The following is a 23,231-nucleotide window of genomic DNA, read 5'->3' as shown; positions in this document are numbered from 1 at the left end:
ACATGGACATCAAGCTCATCAAGAAAACCGGCGTTCCCAAAGCCGAGGTGGAGGCACACCAGCAGATTCAGCGAGAGTTCAGTAGCGCCGCTTTCAGCAAGGGATGGCGTGGATACGCTTCCTTCGCCATCAGCCGGGGGGGACGAGGTTCAGGTGACGACGACTTTGACCTAGTACTCATCACGCACAGTGTTGTTGTAGTCGTGGAGTTAAAGAACTGGCACGGCAAGCTCCTAGAGTCCGATGGGCAGAAGTGGTATTTGGATGGGGAGTTCAGGGACACGTCCCCTGTGCTTAAGGCCAATCTGAATGCCAAGAAACTGGCGAGTTTGATGAAGCAGAAGCTTGGTACGGACTTCACACCGTTCGTTGCCTCTTTTGTCGTGATGCACGGTGACGTCAAACAGATGAAACTCACACCTGACGAAGAGAAGTCTGTCCTGACGATGACTGAGTTTCTGTCGCTACGTTACGAGCAGGTCTTCAAAGAGTACTTCTGGAAGCGACCATATTTCAACCCACTGAACCACCTCAAAAGGTACGACGAGTTCTTCGAGGGGCCCTCGTTCAAACCGAAAGATTACCTAGTCGACGGCTTTCGACCGGAGGGCGACCCCATCTTCATTCACCCCAAAAGGCTGTATTCGGAGTTTCGAGCGAGCGCCAAGGACGACCCGCTCAAGCATGCGCTTCTGCGACAGTGGGACTTCACGGCACTTGGTCTGGACCTCATCGGCGAACAAGACCGCCCTTTTGTAGGTCTTCGAGAGCAACGGGTCTATGAGTACGTTGCCGAGAAGAATGCAGAGCTCTCCCTGAGCCTTATGCGCCCTATCAGCCGCAAGGCTGACCGGGATGTGACCCTCGATTTCACTGAGCTGTATTCCCTTCCCGGCCGTGTCACCCGTCTCGCCGAATTCACCCATTCGGTGCTTCCCAAACTCTCCGCTGACGAGCGGCTCAGCCTTGTGAAAGCAGTGCTTCACAAGTTTGGAGAGCTTCATGACCTCAATGTGGCGCACCGTGACATTGGGGACCACAGCGTCTGGGTGGACAGGTCCTCGAAGGTCGTCATGTCTGGTTTTCCGGCGGCCTACTACCCAGAGATGAAGACCGTTGGTGCCTTCCGCGACAAAGTCAAGGTAGAGCAGTCCGTTCTACCTGAGGACGGCCAGGCCGACGGCGCGGCGACGCCCTATCGGCGAGACGTGTTCATGCTCGGCGCTTTAGCGCACCTCGTGTTGTTCGGAGAGCGACCACCGAAGTCCGCTGATACGTACGCGTGGTCCGATAGAGCCGAGACCGGGTTCAACGCTGGTGTCACCGATGTCATCAAGAGGGCGTTGTCTTCGGCGCCAAGCGAGCGGTACCTGAACGCTCGGGAGATGCTGGAGGCGCTGAATTCATCGACCACAGACGCACCGCTTCAAATTGTCGATGTCTCAGCCTTCGAGTCGTACCGTGCAAAAAGCAAGGAGCGCGACTATGACGAGACAGACATGCTTGCGGAAACGAAGGAGTATCTGTGCTTCCGGTCCACCACGGAAGACGGCGACCACCTCGTAAAGGTCTGGTACGGAGTTGAGCCGGACCCTAAGAAGCCGGACCTTTCGCTGCGCCTCTTGTCCTTCCTGGAGCGTGCCCGCGTTGTAAAAGGCATGCAGATATCGGGGCTGCATTCTGTCGTCGACTTCGGGCTTTCGAGAGGGAGTCTCTTGCTGGTAACTGACTGGGTCGAAGGACAGCCTCTTTCGGCCTGGCTCTCGACGTCACCGGTTTATGAGCCGCGCATGCAGGTGGCCCGGTCGCTCGTGAACACGCTCAACAAACTTCATGCGGTGGAGCTTTCACACGGCGACATCCACCCTGGCAACATTGTGGTTCGCAGCTCGGGTGATGCCGTACTGGTCGACGTTCTGGACTTCAGGAGAGCACAGGGCGATGCCTATACCACTGGTTATCTACCCGACAACTACCAATCGTTGACTCCCTCGGAGCGCGACCGATACAGCCTTGCGGCCGTGCTCGTCGAGGTTTTGGATTCCAGCCGCGAAGCGCCGACTAACGGGAGTCTTCCGATTCCTCGTGTTTATGAAGAGTTGGCGAACCTGCTCGGGGCGCAAACGCTGTCGACCCTCGACCCGCTCTCAAAGGCACTCGAAAAAGCTGGGCAAAGCGAAAAAGACGAGTCGCAAAACTTCACAGTGGTCATCCCGAACCTCGCATACTCCGGAGTACCTGCAGGTGCACTGCGAAGCGACAACGGCGTCTTTCATATTGCTGCGCAGCCTGACCGCCAATCCGAGGGCAGCATCCGGTTCTACGTGACAGGCGTCGGCCGTCAACTCACCTTGATTTGGAATCCGGTTAAGGAGGTCGTCGAGTCTGTGAAGGCGAACAGCGTTTCGCAGAGTCAACTGTTGCGCTCTCAAACCATGAGAGATGCCTCAGTCCGCATGGAGGTGCAGCTCGTCGACGGGCCAGCACCGGATGCCCAGGACTTGGTCTTGTTCTTGCTGGACGACGCACAGGTGAAGCGACGCCTTCCGGCCAGCGATAGCGACAAGCAGGCGGAAGCCAAGGAAGTCGCGTCCGAGTCTGAGGTTGAGGGCGGGCCTGTGACTTCGGATGACGTTGGCACGGTTCCTATTCGTGAGCTCTGGAGAACCCTTCTTGATGCGGAAGAGGACGCGTTTTTCACCGTGACTGTCGCGGCGGACAAGAGATTCAACCCAGAGCGCTCTGGGCAGCTCTTGGTTCCATACCACGCTGACTCCGGTGTTTTGAACTATGAGCCACCCGACGCGGTGGTCGTCGAAAGCCAAACCAATGACGGGGTCTGGAAACCCTGTGGTCAACTCAATTTGCGTGACACGACAGTTGGAGCTTACGCAGAGCTGGCTATTGACCAACCTCACCTCCGCGCGAACTTCAAGATAGGCAGTCGGTTGCGCCTGATGAGCACGAATGAGAAGGCATCGTTCACGCGAAGACGGTTCGCGGTTGAGCGAATTCTTCAGGATAAGGCGGTAGTGCCTGGCCTCATCTCTTACTTTGAGGCCGCTCCGTCTGCCGAGTTAGCGCCCATGAAGTTCTCTGCCCCTTCTGACCAGGACTTGGAAGCGTACTCAGACCATGGCAAAAGCCTCAATCCCAGTCAGCGTGAAGCCTTCAAACGTGTCCTTGGTAACGGACCTGTAAGCCTGCTTCAAGGACCTCCAGGTACTGGAAAGACTTGGTTCATTGCCTCGTTGCTGCACTACTTGATGACCAGGGAGGGCGCGCGGCGCATTCTGCTGGTGAGCCAAGCTCACGAAGCCGTCAACAATGCCCTGGAGAAGGGGATGGAGGTCTGCCGCAACATGGGTGTGGATTTCAACGCCGTCCGGCTTGGGGCGGAGTCGGTAGCCTCAGACGAGATTCGGCACCTGCACGCCTCTTCAATCGAGAACGCATATCGCGAGTCGTTCAAGGCCGAGCAGAAGGAGCGCATCGTCGAGCTCGCCACCGCTTTTGGCCTGCCGAAGGGATACGCAGCTGAAGTGGTCGACCTTCACCTCAGGCTTGGGATGCTGTGCGACCGGATTGCGAAGCTTCAGGCTCGCACGGGAGGGGAGGACGAGCGGTCGGTAGCGTCGATGGATGCTAGGGTCCGCGCGCTGACGGAATCGTTTTACGACATCGCCGCAGACGTCTACCAGGTCGACGCCCAAGGGGCCCCAGCCGAAATTCTGAACGGAATTCGAGAGGGTTTGGCCGAGAAGTACGAGGTCCGTTCGCAGGACGCCATCTCAAGGCTCCTGAGGGTCATCAAGCTGTCCGAGGAGTGGGTGGCAGCCTTGGGTTCGTCAGACGCCAATTTCGCGGAGTTTTTGGCTAAGTCTCGAACCGTCGTTGCGGGCACTCTCGTTGGTATTGGTTATAGAGGTGCGGGGGTCGTGCAGAACATCTTCGACTGGGTCATCATCGACGAGGCGGGACGTGCAGCGCCCAGCGAGCTGGCCGTTGCAATGCAGGCGGGGCACCGAATTCTCTTGGTCGGAGACCATCTTCAGCTGCCGCCTACCTTCTCGGACCAGGTGCGCCAAGCAGTCCGCGAGCGATACGGCGTTGAGGACGATTCGTCGCTGCTTCGGAGCGACTTCGAGCGACTGTTCAACTCCGCCTATGGGCAGCAGGTTGGAACAACGTTGCTATCCCAGTACCGGATGGCGCCAGACATAGGCGAGCTGGTGTCCGAGTGCTTCTACGGTGGCAAGCTTGAGACGGGCAGAGGTGTTCCGCCCGAGTACTACGACTTGCTGCCCGTACACCTGTCAAAACAAGTGACTTGGGTAGACACTTCAACCCTGGGTCGTCGGGGCCACGAACAACAGAACGAAGCCCGCGATGAGACTTGGAACACCGCCGAGGCGCATGTCGTCATGGCGTTGCTGCGACAGATTGTTGAGTCCGATGAGTTCATGACTTTCTTGGCGGAGGACCTCAAGCCGCAGGAACCTCCTATCGGCATCATCTGTATGTATGGAAAGCAGCGGTCACTTATCGACAAGCTGAAGGCCGAAGCACCATGGCTCGGGTCTTTGAGGCGCCTTGTAAAGGTCGACACGGTAGACAGCTATCAGGGCAAAGAGAACCGCATCGTCATCTTGTCTACGGTACGGAACAACCCGGAAGGGCGAATTGGATTTCTTCGTAGTCCTAACCGGGTCAACGTTGCAATGTCTCGCGCTATGGAGCGGCTGTTTGTGGTGGGTGCCAGCAAGCTCTGGCAAGGAAGACACGCTGATACACCCCTGGGTCGGGTCTTCAAATACACCGAGCAGCTTGCGGTGCAGGGACGCGCTGTGCTCCTACCCGCTGAACAACTGGGAGAAGGGGAATGAGCTTTCCATCTGAGTTCAACCGTGTGACCTTTGGGCTTCCGGTGGAGACCTTCAGGGTCGATGCATACATCGCACTTGAGGAGCGTCTACCCGTTGTCACCGAGTTCGTGTTGCGGCTTTTACGTGTCTGTGGGGCAGTCAACCTCACCGCGTTCAGGAACTACTTCGGCTTCACGAATAGCGAGGCGTTGGCTGTCATTGATTCGTTGGTGCGACAAGGTTTGCTCGACGTCGTCGATGAAGACGTCCAACTGAGCCGATTCGCAATCGAGCGTTTTGAGGAATCGGGGGGGGACCATCCGCGGTTCAGCAAGGTTGAGCTTCGAAGCGATACGGTGACCTTTGACCTCATTTCCTTCACACCTCTTAGGCCGCAAGTAGGCGAAGCTCAGTCGGACAACCTGTTGAAGTTGGATGCCTCTGACGAAGCGATTGGCGAGAGTGCAGAACGTGCCCGCATGGCGTACCGGCAACGCTTTCCTGAGGTGGCAGCGCTCCGAGGCGACCTGCGCGACCGTTCGTTCGGCGTGTACTCGGTCGAAGAAGTTGAAAGCAAGCGCCGGGCTTACATTCCGATTCCTGTCAGCTTTGCGCTCGACAGTGACGGTCAAGTTCAAAGGCAGATTGACCAGACTTTTGAGCGGGCTGCTCCGCCTGAACTGGTGCAGTTCGTGAACCAGCAAGTCACTGCGGCGATTCCCAAGACCCTCGCGCTTGGGGGGGCCGACTTAGAGGAGTTCATCGATACCTTCGAACTGCCACTGCTTCGACAGTACCTCCAGGGCAAGAAGTTCGACCTGTTTCGGTATCTCACTGAAGTCCATCTTACGAAAGCCGTGCGCTACCCCGTCGGCGTAGAAGCAGTTTTCGGCAACCTCTACCTTCAAGAGAACCTTGAACGCATCGTGACCCGAATTAAGGACCGGCGTCAGGGCAGCCGTCGGAACGGACCTTTGCTCACATCACTTGTGTGGCTGACTCCCGATGACGTGCTTTGGGGTCGAGGGGACGCTTTCGCACGGACTGTGGCGGAGCTTGGGTCTCACCTTCGCGGGGGGAGGAGCTCTGACAACCTCCACTTGCTCGCCTACGCCGAGCAAGGTCAGGAGCAGGCCGTGCTGAGTCGGTTCAGGGTACAGGGGCTGACTGAACTCCATTTCTCGCGCCCATTGCCACCAGACGGCATGCTGATGGGAGGGCGGCTGGAACTCATGCTTTATCCGACAGGCTTTATGGCAGCAGTCATCCACATGCCCAGTCCAGGTAACCCGGGGCTTTGGATGCCTATTGGCATTTTCTCTGCAATGCCGAAACACTTGGACCTTGCACAGAAGCTATTGCGAAAGGCGATGGGCGGCAGACGATACGGACGCAAAGCGAAGTTTTCGCAGAAGGAGGCGGGGGTGTCCCCGACGACCTTCGAAGACGGACTCCCATTCATTAACTATTGCGGCCTGGTCGACGGTATGCATTTCGACGAAGAGTCAGAGGAGTCCTGAGCGTGCTTCCATCTCTTCTCGCAAATGACATTCAATCGACCCTGAAGCAGTTTCCTGTTTCTGCCTTCGAGCCCGCCGAGGCCTTCAACCACGGTTTGATGAGCCGCTTTGGCGATGACGTTCCGGCATCGCCAAACGAAGGATGAGCCAGTGAGCTGTGCTTGGATGGCAGCGATGGTTGCCGATTGGGGCGCTTCTGGAGCGGTTGCGCTGGGTTCTTTGGTGGTGGCTGTGTGGGCTGGATGGAGCGCGCATCGGTCAGCCCAGGAGGCCAAGCGGGCGAATGCGCAGGCGATGTACCACGAGCGCCGTGCGGTGTTTGATGCCTTTCTGGATTTGAGCATGCACATGCAGTGCAAAGGCCAAGCCCCGGATTTGGATGTGGTGCGGCTGTTCTATCGCCACCAGCACACAGCGGTTTTTTGCCTTGATGAGGCGTTGGCAAAAGAGCTCAAAGACTACTACGACGCAGCTTTCAAACTGGCCGACTTCTCTCGCGTGAAGCGGGGGCTGCCGCGATTACCGAAAGAAGAGAGCGAGTGCCACGACCGTGTGAAGGCGATGTCTCAGCCACTTGTGGAGAAATTGAAAAAGGCCGTGCCGGTGAAGTGACTCCTCGCAGCCTCTGGGGCCAGCCTCAGGCCGCGGTATTTGCTCCTGTCGCGAGGTTGTCGCATAATTACTTCGATTTTTTCGATTTTTGCACTCTCTCTGAAGCGCCACCCAAGACCAAGGAGTCATGACCATGGGCATCGCTACTTATCAATCCAAACTTGGCCAAACCGCCAAGCAGCCCAGCTCTCGCCAGGCCCAGAGTGCGCGAGCGTCAGTGCTGCAGCAATATTCATCGGTTTTGCGCAATGCATTGCCCGTTGAGTTGAAAGCACATGGCGCTGACCTGCCGATGGCAGAAATTGATGCAATGGCCGATGCATTGGCACGCCAAATAGCGAAGCTGGTGGACACATCTGCTGTTTCGAGGCCGCGCAAGGCACAGGCATTGGCCCAGGAGGAGTGGATTACCACCCAGGAGGCCGCCAATCGCAGCGGATTTTCGCGGCCCTTTGTGGCCGCCCTGCTCGATTCTGGGGCGTACAAAGGCCGAGTAAACCGCACTGCAGGCGGACACCGCAAGGTGTTGGCCGGTGAGTTTGAAGCGCTGATGGCCAATGCTTCTGCGGAGGCCCCCAAGACCTTGGCCCAAGCACGCAAAGCGGTTGATTTGACGCTGCAGCAGGAGAACGCTCAGGCGGTACCCCTGACAGAGCGCAAGAGGTCACGCGCCCGGGCGCAGGCATTGGCCAAAAAGCTGGGCATCACAACCTGATGCCGCCGCTTATCGTCCTTGCGGACGCCAATGTACTGGTCAAGGACGTGGTGTTATTCGCATTCTTCGACCTTGCCAAGGCAGGTGCTATCGACCTGCGCTGGACCCCGCAGATTGAGGTGGAATACGCAAAGCACCGTGCGCGACTTCGCGCTCAAGCCAATCAGCGCGGGAGCACCTTTGAAGACCTGGTTTGGGCTCAAAAGCGCTTGGCACCCGTCAAAAAGCACCTAGTGCCCGGTTTTCAGCTGCCGGGTTGGGACGATAACGGCGAGCGGCCGGAGCTGTTGCGCGGCAACAAGGCATTCGCACCACTTTTGCGCTTGCCAGACCCTGACGATGTGCATATGGCTTTGGCCGCTGCCGATTGGGCGCAAACCACGGGCTACGATGTGGTGCTGGCTACCGACAACCTGAAAGACTTACCGGCCAAGGTGCTGGAGCCGTTCGGCGTGTTTCCCTTGCACCCAGGCGATGTGTTGCAACTGGTGTACCAGATGAACCCCGAGGGGGCATCCAGCAGCCTGCAAAAGACGGCTGCGGATTTCAAGAACCCAGCTTTCTCGCTGTTGGACATGCTCGCTTCTATCAGCAGCCCGCAGCAGTTTGACAACCAGGAGCTGGCAGCCGACCTGGCTGTGCGCTGGGGGCTTGCACAGCCAAGTGCCGCCAAACCTGCAACCAAGGGGCGTGCCAAATAGGTCCCTCGCCTAGAACGAACGACAACATGCTCCCTTCCCTCCTTGCCCGCGACATCCAGACTGGTCTCAAACAATTCCTGGTTTCTGCCTACGAACCTGCCGATGCTTTCAGCCACGGCTTGATGGGCCGCTTCGTCAATGACGAGGAGAGCTGGCTCAAGGGACCTTATGTGCAGGTGGGCCTGCCGTTCAGCGAGGGCAGGGCGGGGCGCAGCTTCTTCCAGAGCTTTGAGACAAAGTTTCCCGGCTACAGTCACCAGGAACGTGCTTGGGAGCGCTTGTCCAGCAACCACAAGGCGCTGAGCACCCTGGTAGCCACGGGCACCGGCAGCGGCAAGACGGAGTGTTTTCTGTTTCCGGTGCTGAACCACTGTGCCCGCGCTCGCGCCAGCGGACAAGCCGGCATCAAAGCCCTGGTGATTTATCCCATGAACGCCCTGGCATCCGACCAGGCACGCCGCATTGCCGAGCTGGTAGCCACCGTGCCCGCCTTTGCTGGCTTGCGCGTAGGGCTGTACGTGGGGGGCCAGGCCAGCGCACCCGGCCAGGGCGTGCTGATGACCAGCACAACCGTCATCACCGACCGCGACACTCTGCGCAAGAACCCACCCGACATCTTGCTGACCAACTACAAGATGCTGGACTACCTGATGCTGCGCCCCAAGGACAGGACGCTGTGGGCCCACAACGCCCCAGATACTCTGCGCTATGTGGTGGTGGACGAACTGCACACCTTTGACGGCGCCCAGGGTACCGACCTGGCTTTGCTGCTGCGCCGCTTGCGCGCCCGCCTCAAAATCCCTGCCGGTCACCTGATTTGTGCGGGTACCTCCGCCACACTGGGTGGTTCGTCGGACACGGCACCGCTGCGCGACTATGCGCGGCAGATTTTTGGCGTGGCGTTTGACGAGGACGCCGTGGTCACAGAAAGCCGCCAGTCGGTGGGCGCCTTTTTGGAAGAGGCGACGGTGGACTACATGTTCACCTTCCGACCCGAGTTGGAAGCAGCGTTGGATGCGCGCCAATACGCCAGCCCAGAACAGGCCGTGGCGGCATGGTTCACTCTGTTTTTTCCGGAAGAAGTCGTTCCAGAGGATGTGCGCGAGCCCGGCTGGCGCAAGACCCTGGGCAAGCGGCTCAAGCAGCACCAGTGGTTCGTCAACTTGCTCAAGCTCCTGCGCGGCGGGGTAGTCAGCTACCGGGAACTGACCGAAGCCTTTGCCCGGCACATGCCCACGGCGAGCCGCGCCCAGGTGGGCCAGGTGCTCGACGCCTTGCTGGTTCTGGTCGCCTGGGCCTTGGGCGAGAACGGGCAACCCCTGGTCACACTGCGCGTGCAATTGTGGGTGCGTGAGCTGCGGCGCATGGTGGGCAAGCTCACCGTGAACCCCGAAGACATGCGTTTTTGCAGTGAAAGAGACTTACCTGGTAGCCGCGACGGGGTGTATCTGCCCTTGGTCCAATGCAGCCAATGCCGCACCACGGGCTGGATTTCGCGCAAAGTGGAGGGCAGCAGCAAGCTCTCCGTGGCGCTCGATGAGATTTACAACACCTGGTTTGCCCGCAGGCCCGAGGCCACACGCCTGTACGCCGCAGGCAGTGTGGGCCGCAGCCATGTGGACGGCGTGGAAGAGCGGGTGTGCCTATCGTGTGGCACCTTGCAGAACTCCCAGGACGAGTGCCTGGCCTGTGGCCACCGGGAGTTGCTGGGTGTTTTCCGGGTCACGGCCCAGAAAACCCAAATCAGCGGCAACACCCAGTACACCCTGCACGACAACACCTGCCCGGCCTGCGGAGAAAAAGACACCCAATTCCTGCTCGGTGCCCGCAATGCCACGTTGGGCTCCCAAGTGGTGGAGAGCACCTGGGCCAGTGTGTTCAACGATGACAAGAAGCTGATTGCTTTCTCGGACTCGGTGCAGGATGCCGCCCACCGGGCTGGCTTCTTTGGTGCCCGCACCTACCTGAACAATGTGCGCACGGCCCTGGCCCATGTGCTGGACGAGATGCAGCGCCCGGTCATGCCCTGGTCCGAGTTTCTGGCTGCCATGGAGCAACGCTTTGCAACGCAGGGCTCGGTGCTGCATCTGCCAGATGCTGAGCTGGTAGCCGAGTTCATTGCGCCCAACATGACCTGGCAGCGTGATTGGGCTGTAGAGCTGCTGCAGCACCAGCGTCTGCCCACGGAAAGTCGGCTGCCTGGCCGCGTCAAAAAACGCCTTTTGTGGCAAGCCTTCAGCGAGTGGACCTACCAAAGCCAGCGAGGCCGTACCTTGGAGCGGGTGGGTAAGGCGGTGCTGGCGGTTCCCTGGGGCGAGGTCGATGCGGTGGCCCAGGAGCTGTTGCCGCGCTACCAGGAGCACTACGGTGCCCAGGGCCTGGACCAGCTCACCGTGACGCAGTGGCTGTGGGGCCTGCTCACCCATATGCGCCGGCGCGGTGCAGTGATGCACCCTGAGTTGCAGCACTACGCCGGCGATGGCAACGTCTTTGCCTTGCTCAAAACGGCAGGTCGGGGTGAATGGTTGCCCAGCCTGCTCGGACGCTCCCCCAAACCTATCTTTCTGACCGAGGGGCGACAGCGTGACTTCGACAAGTTGAGCGGCCAGCAAAAAGCCACTTGGTACGACCGCTGGGCCTATGCCGTGCTGGGGCAGCAAGCCCTGATGCGCAAAGGCATGGCGCCAGAGATGGCTGCCGATGCCTTGCAGGCACTGGAGAAGGCGGCTCTGCTGCTGCGCACGGACCACCACGAAGGAGGTACCTGGGCCCTCAATCCCGAACTCCTGGAGCTGCACACCGATGTGGTCTTTGTCGCCACCCAGGGCAGCAAACGCCGCCTGGCCGTGCCGCGCAGCATGGCGGAGCATTTGCTGGGTATGCCTTGTCTGGATGCTCCCGAGTCGCACTACGAAGTGCTGATTCCCGACGCCATCAGCTGGTGGGCCCAGCGCTACAGCCAGGGGGATATGCGGCGGGTGATTGCCGCCGAGCACACCGGTCTGCTGGAGCGCACAGCCCGCGAGGAGCTGGAAACACGTTTCAAAAGCAAGCAGCCACAGCCGTGGTTTGAAAACCTGCTCTCCGCCACCCCCACGCTGGAGATGGGTGTGGACATTGGCGATTTGTCCTCGGTGCTGCTGTGTTCGGTACCGCCGAATCAGGCGAGCTTTTTGCAGCGCATCGGTCGTGCCGGCCGGCGTGATGGCAATGCCATGACTACCACCTTGGCCGATGGCAGCAGCCCGCACGACCTGTACTTCTTTGCTGAAACGCAGGAGATGCTCAGTGGTGAAGTCGCTCCCCCTGGCGTGTTCCTACAGGCGGCGGAAGTACTGCGCCGCCAGTTGTTTGCCTACTGTATGGACGACTGGGTCAGCAGCCTGAGCAACGACAAGGCCCTGCCCGACAAAACCTCCCAGGCCCTGGATGCCCTGGAGCATGCCAAGCAAGACCGCTTCCCTTACCTGTTTTGCAATTACGTCACCCAGCACGAGCAGCGGCTGTTCGATGGCTTTGTGGCCTTGCTGGCCGGTGACATCGACGAGACCGTTCGCCTGCGGCTGCTGGACTTTATGCAGGGGCAGGGGGAGGCAGACGGCTTGCGCACCCGTTTGGTCAAAGCACTTGAGGAACTGGTGGAGGAGCGGCGCAGCTACAAAAAGCGCAAGAATGAGCTCGACACCAGCAAGAAACGGTTGGAGCAGCGTCCGCAGGACGATGCCACGCGCGATGAGATGGACCAGCTGCTGCGTGAACGCGACAAGATGCTGGAGCTCATCAAAGAGATTGATGGGCGCGACCTGCTCAACACCCTGACCGATGCAGGTTTGATACCCAACTACGCTTTCCCCGAGGTCGGCGTGGAACTGAAGTCGGTGCTCTGGCGCAAGCGTGCCAGCGACGAACCAGGGCAGGGTGCCTATGTGACCTTGAGCACCCTCAAGTACGAGCGACCTGCCCAATCAGCCCTGTCGGAATTCGCCCCGGAAAACCGTTTTTATGCCAACCAGCGCCGGGTGGAGGTGGACCAAATCAACATGAACCTGGCCAAGGCCGAGGAGTGGCGGTTTTGTCCTTCGTGCCACCACATGCAGAACCTGGTCAAGGAGCCGGACGTGCACACCCAGTGCCCTCGGTGTGGCGATGCCATGTGGTCTGATGCGGCGCAAAAGCGCACCTTGCTGCGTTTCAAGCAGGCCATTGCCAACAGCAACGACACCGAAGTGCGCATCGACGACAGCGCCGAAGACCGCGAACCCAAGTACTACGTACGCCAGCTGATGGCGGATTTCCAGCGAGAAAACATCCGGGAAGCCTGGAGAGTCAACAACGGGGATTTACCCTTTGGCTTTGAGTTCATCTCCCGCGTCAGCTTCCGGGATGTCAACTTTGGCGAGCTTGCCAAGCCCGGCGAGGCCTTCAAGGTGGCCGACAAAGAGTCTTCCCGCCCAGGGTTTCGCCTGTGCAAGTACTGCGGCAAGGTGCAAAAGCCCGTCCGGCGCAATGGTGAGGCGTGCGAGCAGGTTCACAGTTTTGATTGCCCGAAAAGGGACAGCAAGTCCCCCGACAACTTGCTGGAGTGCCTGTATCTGTACCGTGAGTTTGAGTCGGAGGCCCTGCGCATTCTGGTGCCCTACACCAAGAACGGGGTGGACGAGAAAGTGGTGCAGTCGTTCATGGCGGCAGTCCAGCTGGGCCTGAAAAAACGTTTTGGTGGCAAGGTGGACCACCTGCGCATGGTGCTACAGGATGAACCCGGGAAAGATGGCGGCCCACGGCGTTACTACGTGATGCTCTACGATTCGGTGCCCGGTGGAACCGGTTACCTGCACCAGTTACTGGCCCAGGATGCCGGGACCTTGACCGAGGTCCTGCGCATGGCCCTGGATGCGGTGACAGGCTGTGTATGCAACGAAGACCCAGAAAAAGACGGCTGCTACCGCTGCGTCTTCCAGTACCGGCTTGGGCGAAGTATGGAGCTGGTCTCCAGGGACACCGCCAAGTCGGTCCTGTCAGAACTGGTGGGGGCGTTGGCACAGCTGGAGAAGGTCGAAACGATATCGGACATCTACATCAACCCCCACTTCGACTCCGTGCTGGAATCCCGGTTCATCGAATGCCTCCAGCGCCTGGGCGGGGTGGGGCCGATTCCCAAAGTGAAACTGGTCAGTGACGTAGTGCACGGCAAGTCCGGCTTTGTTCTGGAAGTGGGGCAACAGCGCTACAAAGTCGAGCCCCAATGCGCTTTGGGACCAGACGAGGGTGTGCAGGTGCCCAGCAAGCCCGATTTCGTCATCTGGCCTTGGTCTGCCAGCAGCAAGCGCCGCCCCATCGCCGTGTTTTGTGATGGCTGGGCGTTTCACAAGGGCTCCTTGCGCGAGGATGCGCTCAAGCGCAGCGCCATTGTCAGCAGTGGACAGTTCTGGGTCTGGTCGGTGACCCACCGTGATGTGACCAGTGCCCTGGGCGGTGAATTGGAGACCGACCTGGAGTCCCCCCTGGTGTCCATGTCGCACCATAACGGCAGCACGGCGCACGCTGCCGTCCCTCGGGCGCAGGAGAAAGCCTTTACCTACCATGCAGTAGCCCGCCTGCTGATGTGGCTTGGAACCCCTACTGCGCAGGGCGTGGACCCCGGGGTGCAGCAAATGCAGCGCAATGCCCTGTGGCTTGGCTTCTTGATGGTGCCCTCCAGCAAAGCGCAAACAGCTCAATGCATGACTTTGTGGGGCCAGTGGGCGGCGCGATTGTCGCAGCACTTGCAGTCTGTTCCCAAAGGATTTGCTCCCAGCGTGGGCAGGGCTACTGGTGTGTGCAAATTCTTTGGTATCTGGCCTATGGCTGTCGCCAATGTGGGGTTGGAAGGCTTGAAAGAGCAGGGTGCCCCCGGCGTTTGGGTGCTGGAAGACAGCGCTGCACCGGCCGAGGAGACGCTGCACCAGTCCTGGCGCCTGTGGCTGCACCTCTACAACACTACCCAGACGCTGCCTGGGATGTGGTTGGCGACAGATACTGGCTTGCAGGCCCATGACTATGTGCGTCTGGATTTTGCGTCCAAGGCAGATGATGCCAAAGCGGTCCAGCACTCTGCTATCAATGGCGCCTGGCAACAAACGATTGCACAGACGATGCCGCCTTTGCGAGACGGCCTGACGCGCTTGGCCGAGTCCGGTGCGGCCATCCCGGAGGTCGGTTTGGAACTGGCTGATGACAAAGGAAAAGTGCTGGCTGAGTGTGAGCTGTGTTGGCCCGATGCCCGGGTGGTGGTGCTCAGAGACGACCAGGCGGACATGGAAGAAGCCTGGAAACAGCAAGGATGGGCCGTCTTCCTGCTGGACGAGGCCATGGAAAAGACAGGTGGCGTTGCGTGGTACCAGGCACTGGCCCGGGCCATGGGTTTGCCCATCACAGAGAAGGAATGACGCATGAGTCTCCAGCCGAAAGTTGCGCTGAGCAACGATTTTTTGATGCAGCTGGCCAAATTGCCAGTGAAAGTTCATGCCAAGGTGATGAAGTGGGCTGTGCAGTTTCAGGCTGACCCCACAAGCGCTGGCATCAATTACGAAAACATCCAGGGCGCGCGTGACCCAAACCTGAAGTCGGTACGCCTGGATGTGGACTGGCGCGGCATTGTGTTCAAGCCCAAATCAGGCGATGTGTACGTGCTGCTCTATGTGGACCACCACGACGCAGCCTACCGCTGGGCAGAAAACCGCAAGCTGACCATCAATCCGGTCACTGGTGCCATGCAGCTGGTGACTGTGGAACAGGTGCCTGAGCCAAGCGCCGCCTCTATCATCCCTTCAGTACCCGAATCGACCTCTGACACGCTGCCCGTGCAAGCGCCGCCTGAGAAGAAAAAAACCGTTTTTGCCGCTCTGTCGGACCAGCAGCTCATGAGCCTGGGCGTTCCTGCTGAACTGGTGGACATGGTCAAACACCTCGCCGATGAGGCGGCTTTGGACCAGGTGCAATCGTGCTTGCCGGTTGAAGCTTACGAGGGACTGTTTTTGGTGGCAGCGGGCGACAGCGTTGACCATGTGCTGCACATCCGCGAAACCCGCGTAGACCGTCAAATCGACACGCAAGACTTTGCAGCAGCCTTGGCCACACCCGAGTCACAGTCCCGTTTTGTCGTGGTCAGTGACGATGAGTCATTGGCGGCCATTCTGAATGCCCCGCTGTCGCAATGGCGTGTGTTTTTGCACCCGACACAGGCCAAGCTGGCCGTTGGCGACCGCAGTGGCCCGGTCCGCGTCTTGGGGGGTGCCGGTACTGGTAAAACAGTGTTGGCCATGCACCGGGCACGGTGGCTGGCAGAAAACCGCACGCCAGCGGGCAAGAAGGTGTTGTTCACGACCTTCACCAAAAACCTGGCCACCGATATTGACCAGAACCTCAAGACCCTGTGCGGAGCCACTACGCTGGCCAAACTGGAGGTCACCAATCTGGATGCCTGGGTGCATGGTTTCATGCGCAGTCGCCGGTGGGAACACCGCATCGTCTATGACCGTAAGCAGGAAGGTGCCTTGCAGGCCTGGCAGTCGGCGTTGGCTGTGCGAGATAGCAGCTTGGACTTGCCCCCCAGCTTTTATGAGCAGGAACTGGAGCAAGTGGTTTTGGCCCAGGGCATTACGACCCAGGAAGAGTACCGCACAGCCAAACGTGTTGGCCGTGGCGTGGTGCTCAGCCGTGCCAAGCGCGACGCTGTCTGGCCGGTGTTTGAGGAGTACCGAGGCCAGTTGGCCTCTCGCAAGCTCAAGGAGGTGGACGATGCCTACCGCGAAGTGGCGCAGGTGCTCGTGGCGGAACAAGAGTCCAAACCCAGCCCCTATAGCGCCATCATCATTGATGAAACCCAGGACTTTGGCCCCCAGGCGCTGAAACTGCTGCGGGCCATGATTCCTGCGGATACTAACGACTTGTTCTTTGTGGGTGATGGTCACCAGCGCATTTACAGCCGCAACAAAGCGGCCATGAGCAAGTGCGGTATTGACATTCGGGGGCGTTCCAGAAAGCTCTATATCAACTACCGTACCACCGACGAAATACGACGCCAGGCGGTGTCTTTGCTCGAAGGTGTAGAAATTGACGACCTCGATGATGGGCAAGACGAGTCAGTGCGATACCGTTCACTCTCGCACGGGCCCGCACCGGTCGTTGCGCACGTCAACGGTCTGGAGGAAGCTTTTCCTCACATCCAGGCGTTCCTGTCCTCGTGGAAGTTAACCGAGGAGGAATCCATCGCATTGACTTTCTGTGTGGTCGCGTCCAGCGAGAAAAACCGTGATGCGCTGGCCCAGTTGCTGCAGCAATCAGGGGTACGAACCGTGGCTATTACGGCCCAGAGCAGCCATACCGACGAGCGAGGGGTGGTGTACCTGTCCACCATGCACCGGGCCAAAGGTCTGGAGTTTGATTGTGTGGCGGTTGTGGCGCCCAAAAGCTACCTTGATAGCAACCCAGATGGCGGTACCCAGCGACAGCTGTTGTATGTTGCGCTGACCAGAGCAAAGCGGGGGGCGTTATTGGTGTGTCATTGAGAGTAATCTTGTCGAGAGCTCCGATGGATGGCCGCTTTTGGGCTTTGGCGGTCAGATTATCCCTTTTTGGTTGTCACCGTTTGCACCACGTTGCGACCTCAAAGGTGCCCAAAAAATTGCGATTGGTTGGGCGCAACTGTTCTATCTCAGTGCAAATATGACTTCACGGATGTTGACTTGGTGATGGACGTCTGTTGCATTCTCCGGTAGCACGGCTCTGTTGAGCCTACCGAAGAGCAGCACTTCAGGTACTGTGAAATCCACGGCAACTTTGCTCCGGCTCTATCGCATGCACACGCTGTCCAGGAGTTCGTTGACCGACTTCATGCCTGTGCCGATGAAATCGACCTGGTTGTCCATTGCTCCGCTGGGGTGTCCCGGTCAGCTGCTGTGGCGTCGTGGACTGCCGAGCGCCTCGGCATCGCTTTGCGTGATGGGGCGGGCGTGGGGCTCGGCGAAGCGAACCCGCGAATTCTTCGGCTGTTGACATCGCTAACGTGACACAGCACGGAGCTATTTACTCCAGCTCTCTGTTTTCAGGGGGCACCAGGCCCAACTCGCGCGCCATGTCGCGAGGGATGGTCAGTGTCACCGCCGCGCCGCCCGATGGCAAAGTTCGCAGCTCGACTTCGACACCCTCCAAAGTCAAATAGACCGGAGGGGCAGGGGTAGAGGTAGAGCCACTTTCCTCGGCGAGTTCGTATGCCATTTCGGTCAGCACGTCGTCATATAGGTGAAAGCCGGGTTGACCGTCGACTCGAAGCCGTGATTTGAGGGTGGCTTTGGTGCTCATGAACATCCTTCTGCGGGGGAGAAAACCTAGAACTGTCCGTCCGTCGCGCGGCCGACTTTGCCGGGGTGCCATCGAGGGCAGCGTCGGGCGGGAGTTGTCTGAAATCCGTTTGCACGTGCTGCTGAACTTGCTAGCTTGACAGCCGCTCGCCGAAAGTCGCCAGACCCCTCCTGCTAGAGACAATTGCGGAGATAGCCCCACGGTCGCCTTCATGGATACTTCCGTGAATTCGTTCTTGCCCGAGCTCGGGCTTACCGCGGTGCCAGAGCAGGTCGCAGCAGCATAGGTCTTTGTAGCCCCGCACCGCGTCAAATTTGTCGATAGCGAGGTCGTAGCGCACGGCAGTCTGTCATCAACATGGTTGTGGCCTTCTCCCGGCAAGACTAAGGCGGATTGAGTATGCGAGGAGCATCCTGGGTGAACCTTGCTTGAACACCTTGGATATCAAGCCTTGGGTCGCCGCGTGGATATGCACATGAGCCTGAACATATTCCGCTACGGTGTCAGAGCGCAAGGTCAGTCCGGAGTTGCCAAATAGAAGCTGGCCCGTCATGACGGCGTAGAGCGCCAGATGCTCGGCTGTTGGCGACCACTCACGCCCTGCGTTGCGGGCGGGGAAGGCTCGTACTTGGCGCTCAGATGGCGCATGCACCTTTTGGACAGAAGGGTTGCTGTGCCAGCAAGCCATCACCGCCATGACAGCCGTATGCCAAGTTACGTAGGTTGCCTCTCTGCCCCCCAAGCGCGTTCCTCGGAAATGCTCGTGGTTGACCTCAGCTAGGCGCATCACCCAATTCAGGTCGTAGTCCAGCAGTGGCTTGCAACCCGCCGTTTTGGCCCACTGACTGCCGGGTCCAAACTGCGCTACAAGCCCTGCTCGGGTGCAGTCCACCAAACTCATCCCATCAAGAGCTGCCTCATAGTCGTCGAGGGACGCGCCAGCGCAATTTTGATAAAGGGCATATCTCGGGTGGCCGGGGGCCCACTTGGGATTGCGCCCAGAAAATTCGAAGGTGTCTAGCTCATGGATGCCCGCCCGGTTGAGGGCGTCTAAAAACTTGCCGTTCGCCTCCCCGGCCGTTGCCGTCAATGCTTGTTGGCGGGCACGCTCAAGCAGCTGCCGGTTTGCACAGATGTTGAACATCACCATCAGGATGAGGTGGCCTGGCTCGTTCTGCACTGTGACGGAAAAATCCAAAGTCGTCGGCCCATCAGTCTGGGAGAAGTCTGCCAACGCCGCCTTGTAGGCTGCATTGGCCAGCCCCACGAAGTGATTCGGGGGCGTAGGGACGGTGTCGGGGTAGTCATGCCGCCGGCGCAGGACCCTTTCAGCGTCGTGCTTTCGGACATTGAATAAATGTTCCAAATTCTCGATTAGGAGAAGTAGGTGCAGGTCGTCGTTGTGTGGGTACGCGGCAAGTCGACGTTTGAGGAAGGGAGTCTCTGCTTCACTGATAAGCGTCAGCAGCGATTGAAACTGCGCTCGCACAGAAGCGGGTAACTTGCTTCGAAGCTCTTTCAGCAAAGCCACCCGGTCCCGCGCTGGGTCAAAACTTTCGCGATAGTCAAGCGTCTGTAGGGAGACGTGCCGCAGAGATGCGTGGTTGCCCAGCGTGTCCTGCCTAACCAGAAAAGCATCCGGGTTGGGTCCCTGGTGCGAAATCCAGTCCGACGCAGGAAGCAGGGCCATGGTGGTACCGCGCCACTTCTGAGACACTGCATCGGCCATGCCTCCCTCTTCAGGGCTGTTTCCGCGTGCAAAAATCAGGGCGTTGTAGAGCCCCTCAGCGTCTTGAGGGTGCTGCTCTAGCAACTGCTTGGCCTTTCCTTTGGTGACAGTAAGGATATCCGCAACCAAGTTGGTGAGACGCGACAACTGTTTGTTGCGTTCCACGCTGGGCTCCAAGCAAAAAGGGGTCACTCCCGTAGGCACTGCCTGCAGGTTCTTGTACACGTGGACACCGGCTTCACGCATCTTCAGTTCCTGGATTCTTGTTGGGAAAGTTGGGCCGCCAAAGGGTCGGCCCAGTAGGCAATCGGGTGCAAAGATTACATTAGACGATAGAGAGTTGGCTGGTGGTCTGAGGCGAAGTGGCGCTCTGCTTGCGCACACGAGCATCAAGCTGCATGCGCACCTCGTGAAACGGCTTGCTGCCTGTCGCGAAGGACTGAACAAGGCCGACTTCTCGAGCCGCCAGCATCATGGCGTCGGCCTGAGAGAGGCTTGGGTGTTCATGCGCCAAGTTGGTAGCCCGTTGTGCCACGACCTGGGCCAGGCCATGGTCGGCTACGGCGGCATTGCAGTGATAAGTCTCGCCCGCACCATTGATTGCGGTTTTTGCGGCCTGAACGCGAGTTCCGATTTTCTGGAGGACTTGCATATTTATCCAATTTCTTGAAAAAGTTGCACCGCCGAAAGATTGCGACGGCATGCCAAGTTTTAAGGGAATGGCAGTTTTCGCCTATCCACCAATATTTGCAGTCAACTTCTGGGGCGGACGCTCTCGAGCACCACTTCTAGGGCAAGTAGTTTGTGGAGCTTGGCCTATTTTTATGGCTGAGATGAGTCGCAACCTCTTGTCGTTGGGCGCCCTAACCTGGAGGTATACGGCTTCTTCATCCCGCTTCCGGGCAAAGTGAGCAATGTGACAGTGCGCGCATCCCCCCATCAAGGGGTTCTTTTCGAGCGAGTAGCCTGGGGTACTTGAAAGCGTCTACGCCAATTGCCCTGCAATCGAAGGGATTTGCTCAAGGCTTTGTTCGGCAGGCGTTGAGTTGAGGGCACCAGCCCAGCCACATTTGTGTGGCCGTTACTCTGTTAGAGTTGTTTGTAAGTAATGTCACGGTGTGTGCATTACGTTGCTCCAACACGAAGAGAGGCACCTGTGGCATCGGCACCGTGCCCGTTGGACCACGTCAAACGGCAATTCAAGGCCAGCCGACCCAACGAGCTGTGGGTATCGGACTTCACCTATGTCAGCACCTGGCAAGGCTGGCTGTACGTGGCCTTTGTCGTGGATGTGTACGCCCGGCGCATTGTGGGCTGGCGGGTCAGCCGCAGCATGCAAACCGACTTCGTGCTGGACGCGCTGGAGCAGGCTTTGTACGAACGCCAGCCTGCGGCCAATGCCTTCACGCACCTTCCGATACCTGTTTATGTTGCGTGAACAGCCATAAGACCACGGCCCACTCATGCCTCTTGATGTGTCCAACGGCACATTTTCACAGTCATCGTCTTTTTTTCTGGGTCTAAATGGTAGGACTTAACGCGTATTTCCTCGGGTGTTTCTTCTTTTGCAAGTTTTTTCAGCGCTTGCTCGAGACGATTTTTGAACTCCGCCATACCGCATGTCGACCCTGAAAAATCGTACAGGTCTTTCAAAGGAAGAGGATAGGGCTGGGCGTGGCTGCTGTAGTAGATTGCCAACCAGCGAACGAGGTCTGAAAATTTCATCGCAGATTCAGGTACTTTAGTCCATGATGCGCGACCAAAGAGTTCAGCGACGTTTTTAGGTATTCTGAACACAATCCTTTCTGTGGTGGCGTCAGGGTTTTTTCTGGATGCTCTGCCTGGAACCTCTTCCAAAGAGATTTCGACCAACTGAGGCAGGTTGAAGTTGAGGTGCTTGACACGAACCTCGAGTCTGGCTGACATCAGGCGCAACAAGCTACTGCGAATTGCCTTTTTCGCACTCGTGCCGAAATTTATATTCATCGCTGTCGCTAATTGCCAGTATGTCACTGTAGTCCATGGTGAATCTGGAGATTCTGCCAGAGGAGTGTCTTTCGCAATGGTGAGTAAAGCAGCCCACACAAGTCGGTCATAGTCAACAAGATGGCCATCAAGAATGATGGCGTTTTGCCCTTGTGTTTTAATCTTCTGATGCCCTGTAACCGTCAATGGATTTGAACAAGAAGAAAACAGTGCCGACCTGATGATTGAATTCGGGAGAGCAAAATTTCCTTTTTCCCATGATGGCAGAAAAACACCATCCTCACTTCGAACAGACTGACGCTGACGCTTATGTTTCAATTCTGCATCTGCTGTATTGTGTTGCAAGTCATGGATGAATGTTTCGGACGCATCTTTTTTGAGGGAATTCTTAAGAATTGAGATGCTTACTTCGATTGTTTGAGCGGCCCCTAAAAGATTAAATTTTTCTTTGGTGCCTATATCTGTTCTATCGGCTTGGGCTCTTGCTGCTTGTGCTTGCACAGCCATTTCCGAGATTCGGTTTTTCGTAATTTGCGATTCTGTCATGATGTTTAAGGTTTTGATAGCCACTTGGAGTTGTTGGTGGCTGGGTGAAGAATTAAGGAGGATGCGACCATGAGTTGGCCGCTGCTATCTGGCCACTGATGGCCTGGAAGTTTCTAGCCCATGGCTTAGGAAGGCTTTAGACATGGCTTGGAGGAATGAATCTCATGCTGAAATGATGAGGTTACATAGGTAAATTTTGGCATTTGTCTCCTAGTCATTAGTCTTTAATAAAGATATTCTTTCGTCGGTTGCTCTTTTCTGCCAAAACAACGTTGCTCACAACACTGTCTGGCTCTCTTTTGGGTGTCTTCTCTGCTCACTGCTTCCTGGCTTCTGCATCAGCGTGCTGACCCTCAGGGAATCAACTGCTAACTGCAAGCTAGGTTGCCACCGTCTCCACCTTGTTGCAGGAATCAACGGGCGTCACGAGAAAGGTTCGGCGTACTATCAACACACACTGCAACATGGCACTCAACTCGATGAGGCACATCTTGTAGAACTGGTGTGATTTCTAATTCGAACGAATCAGCGCAGAGGCTCAAAGAATTGGAATGAGGTATTCATCCGCTCTTCAATTCGACTGAACTAACTACCCAAATCTCAAACGTGTGAAGTGTGTATAGCGTTCAGTTGGCTCGAGATTTCACCCATCCGAAGGTTTTTTATGCAGAGTGTGAAGTTCTCTTGTCTTCGCAAGATGAAAAGTCATGCGTTTCAGCAATTTGCCGTCCAGATAACGGACAAGACCTTTGATGAAATGCCCCTGATGCTGAACTGATGTGTGCTGCACTCACACATCCGTAGGGTCAAAGAGTGTCGTTCTGGAGTTTGTCGGGGGCGTTAAGGTGAGCCTGCTTCTTTTTGAAAGCGGTTCATGACGTTCAGGCCTGTCAAATGCAACCCGATTGGCATCCCATTTATCCGAGCGGTTAGGATTTTTAGGTCACTTTGTCGACATCTCAGATTCGCCCCACGATTGCTGCTTGATGTTCAACCGTGCAAAAAAGGTGGCCTGTAGCTAGGGCAGTGGCCTTCTTGTGGGTGTGTGCAAAGGTTTCTTTGCTGCCATCTCTAAGTGGGTGAGGGGCGTGCGGTCAAGGCCGCAACACTGTGCAGCCTGCACTTATTAATTAGAAACAAAACGACTTGAAATATTTCTGATTACCCGGATGTTGTCTTGATGAAACTGACCGACATGAGAAAGCTCAGTCCTGCGGC

The 23,231-nt window shown here is 57.7% G+C and carries 12 protein-coding genes and 1 pseudogene; 9 read left to right on the top strand and 4 right to left on the bottom strand.

Going from position 1 to position 23,231, the window contains the following annotated elements:
- Positions 1 to 2 precede the first annotated feature (2 nt).
- From EV674_RS12085 to EV674_RS12055, 8 genes are all read left to right on the top strand, one after another.
- Complete coding sequence (locus tag EV674_RS12085; protein ID WP_119014401.1) at positions 3 to 4,886, top strand: AAA domain-containing protein; 4,884 nt, start codon at positions 3 to 5, stop codon at positions 4,884 to 4,886.
- On the top strand, positions 4,883 to 6,385 hold the full coding sequence (locus EV674_RS12080) for a hypothetical protein (protein ID WP_119014402.1): 1,503 nt from the start codon (positions 4,883 to 4,885) through the stop codon (positions 6,383 to 6,385). The genes EV674_RS12085 and EV674_RS12080 overlap by 4 nt, the downstream gene beginning before the upstream one ends.
- Before the next feature lie 2 nt (positions 6,386 to 6,387).
- Positions 6,388 to 6,531 carry a hypothetical protein gene (locus EV674_RS17420; protein WP_157983710.1) on the top strand — a complete coding sequence of 48 codons (144 nt, stop codon included), beginning with the start codon at positions 6,388 to 6,390 and terminating at the stop codon, positions 6,529 to 6,531.
- A 28-nt stretch (positions 6,532 to 6,559) separates the two neighbouring features.
- On the top strand, positions 6,560 to 6,997 hold the full coding sequence (locus tag EV674_RS12075; protein WP_132750444.1) for a hypothetical protein: 438 nt from the start codon (positions 6,560 to 6,562) through the stop codon (positions 6,995 to 6,997).
- A 133-nt stretch (positions 6,998 to 7,130) separates the two neighbouring features.
- Entirely contained in the window at positions 7,131 to 7,712 is a 582-nt protein-coding gene (locus EV674_RS12070; protein WP_132750443.1) for a hypothetical protein, read from the top strand.
- Positions 7,712 to 8,413, top strand: a complete 702-nt coding sequence (locus tag EV674_RS12065; RefSeq protein WP_119014405.1) for a PIN domain-containing protein — start codon at positions 7,712 to 7,714, stop codon at positions 8,411 to 8,413. The genes EV674_RS12070 and EV674_RS12065 overlap by 1 nt, the downstream gene beginning before the upstream one ends.
- Positions 8,414 to 8,439: 26 nt before the next feature.
- Positions 8,440 to 14,838, top strand: a complete 6,399-nt coding sequence (locus tag EV674_RS12060) for a DEAD/DEAH box helicase (RefSeq protein ID WP_119014406.1) — start codon at positions 8,440 to 8,442, stop codon at positions 14,836 to 14,838.
- A gap of 3 nt (positions 14,839 to 14,841) precedes the next feature.
- Positions 14,842 to 16,959, top strand: a complete 2,118-nt coding sequence (locus EV674_RS12055) for a UvrD-helicase domain-containing protein (RefSeq protein WP_119014407.1) — start codon at positions 14,842 to 14,844, stop codon at positions 16,957 to 16,959.
- 517 nt (positions 16,960 to 17,476) lie between these two features.
- On the opposite strand, the gene EV674_RS12050 is transcribed toward EV674_RS12055, so the two are convergent.
- The 3 genes from EV674_RS12050 to EV674_RS12040 all read right to left on the bottom strand — a co-directional run bounded on the left by EV674_RS12050 (position 17,477) and on the right by EV674_RS12040 (position 20,184).
- A complete protein-coding gene (locus EV674_RS12050; RefSeq protein WP_132750442.1) occupies positions 17,477 to 17,752 on the bottom strand; it encodes a hypothetical protein in 276 nt (91 codons plus the stop codon).
- Between the two features lie 352 nt (positions 17,753 to 18,104).
- A complete protein-coding gene (locus tag EV674_RS12045; protein WP_132750441.1) occupies positions 18,105 to 19,646 on the bottom strand; it encodes a hypothetical protein in 1,542 nt (513 codons plus the stop codon).
- Between the two features lie 160 nt (positions 19,647 to 19,806).
- Positions 19,807 to 20,184 carry a hypothetical protein gene (locus EV674_RS12040; protein WP_132750440.1) on the bottom strand — a complete coding sequence of 126 codons (378 nt, stop codon included), beginning with the start codon at positions 20,182 to 20,184 and terminating at the stop codon, positions 19,807 to 19,809.
- 459 nt (positions 20,185 to 20,643) lie between these two features.
- On the opposite strand from EV674_RS12040, the pseudogene EV674_RS12035 reads away from it, so the two are divergent.
- Positions 20,644 to 20,871 (top strand): annotated as a pseudogene (locus EV674_RS12035) (DDE-type integrase/transposase/recombinase); the annotation flags it as partial.
- A gap of 71 nt (positions 20,872 to 20,942) precedes the next feature.
- On the opposite strand, the gene trfA reads toward EV674_RS12035, so the two are convergent.
- Positions 20,943 to 22,037 carry a plasmid replication initiator TrfA gene (trfA, locus tag EV674_RS12030; RefSeq protein ID WP_119014411.1) on the bottom strand — a complete coding sequence of 365 codons (1,095 nt, stop codon included), beginning with the start codon at positions 22,035 to 22,037 and terminating at the stop codon, positions 20,943 to 20,945.
- Between the last annotated feature and the right edge of the window lie 1,194 nt (positions 22,038 to 23,231).

Source organism: Simplicispira metamorpha, assembly GCF_004341365.1.
GTDB classification, from domain to species: domain Bacteria; phylum Pseudomonadota; class Gammaproteobacteria; order Burkholderiales; family Burkholderiaceae_C; genus Simplicispira; species Simplicispira metamorpha.
The sequence above is the reverse complement of the archived record's forward strand: the minus strand, read 5'-3'. Positions and strand labels throughout refer to the sequence as shown.

What these genes read in the sequence shown, in the direction of transcription:
- EV674_RS12085 (WP_119014401.1), top strand. Translation starts at nt 3, where the DNA reads ATGGACATCAAGCTCATCAAGAAAACCGGCGTTCCCAAAGCCGAGGTG.
- EV674_RS12080 (WP_119014402.1), top strand. Translation starts at nt 4,883, where the DNA reads ATGAGCTTTCCATCTGAGTTCAACCGTGTGACCTTTGGGCTTCCGGTG.
- EV674_RS12075 (WP_132750444.1), top strand. Translation starts at nt 6,560, where the DNA reads ATGGTTGCCGATTGGGGCGCTTCTGGAGCGGTTGCGCTGGGTTCTTTG.
- EV674_RS12070 (WP_132750443.1), top strand. Translation starts at nt 7,131, where the DNA reads ATGGGCATCGCTACTTATCAATCCAAACTTGGCCAAACCGCCAAGCAG.
- EV674_RS12065 (WP_119014405.1), top strand. Translation starts at nt 7,712, where the DNA reads ATGCCGCCGCTTATCGTCCTTGCGGACGCCAATGTACTGGTCAAGGAC.
- EV674_RS12060 (WP_119014406.1), top strand. Translation starts at nt 8,440, where the DNA reads ATGCTCCCTTCCCTCCTTGCCCGCGACATCCAGACTGGTCTCAAACAA.
- EV674_RS12055 (WP_119014407.1), top strand. Translation starts at nt 14,842, where the DNA reads ATGAGTCTCCAGCCGAAAGTTGCGCTGAGCAACGATTTTTTGATGCAG.
- EV674_RS12050 (WP_132750442.1), bottom strand. Translation starts at nt 17,752, where the DNA reads ATGAGCACCAAAGCCACCCTCAAATCACGGCTTCGAGTCGACGGTCAA.
- EV674_RS12040 (WP_132750440.1), bottom strand. Translation starts at nt 20,184, where the DNA reads ATGCCGTCGCAATCTTTCGGCGGTGCAACTTTTTCAAGAAATTGGATA.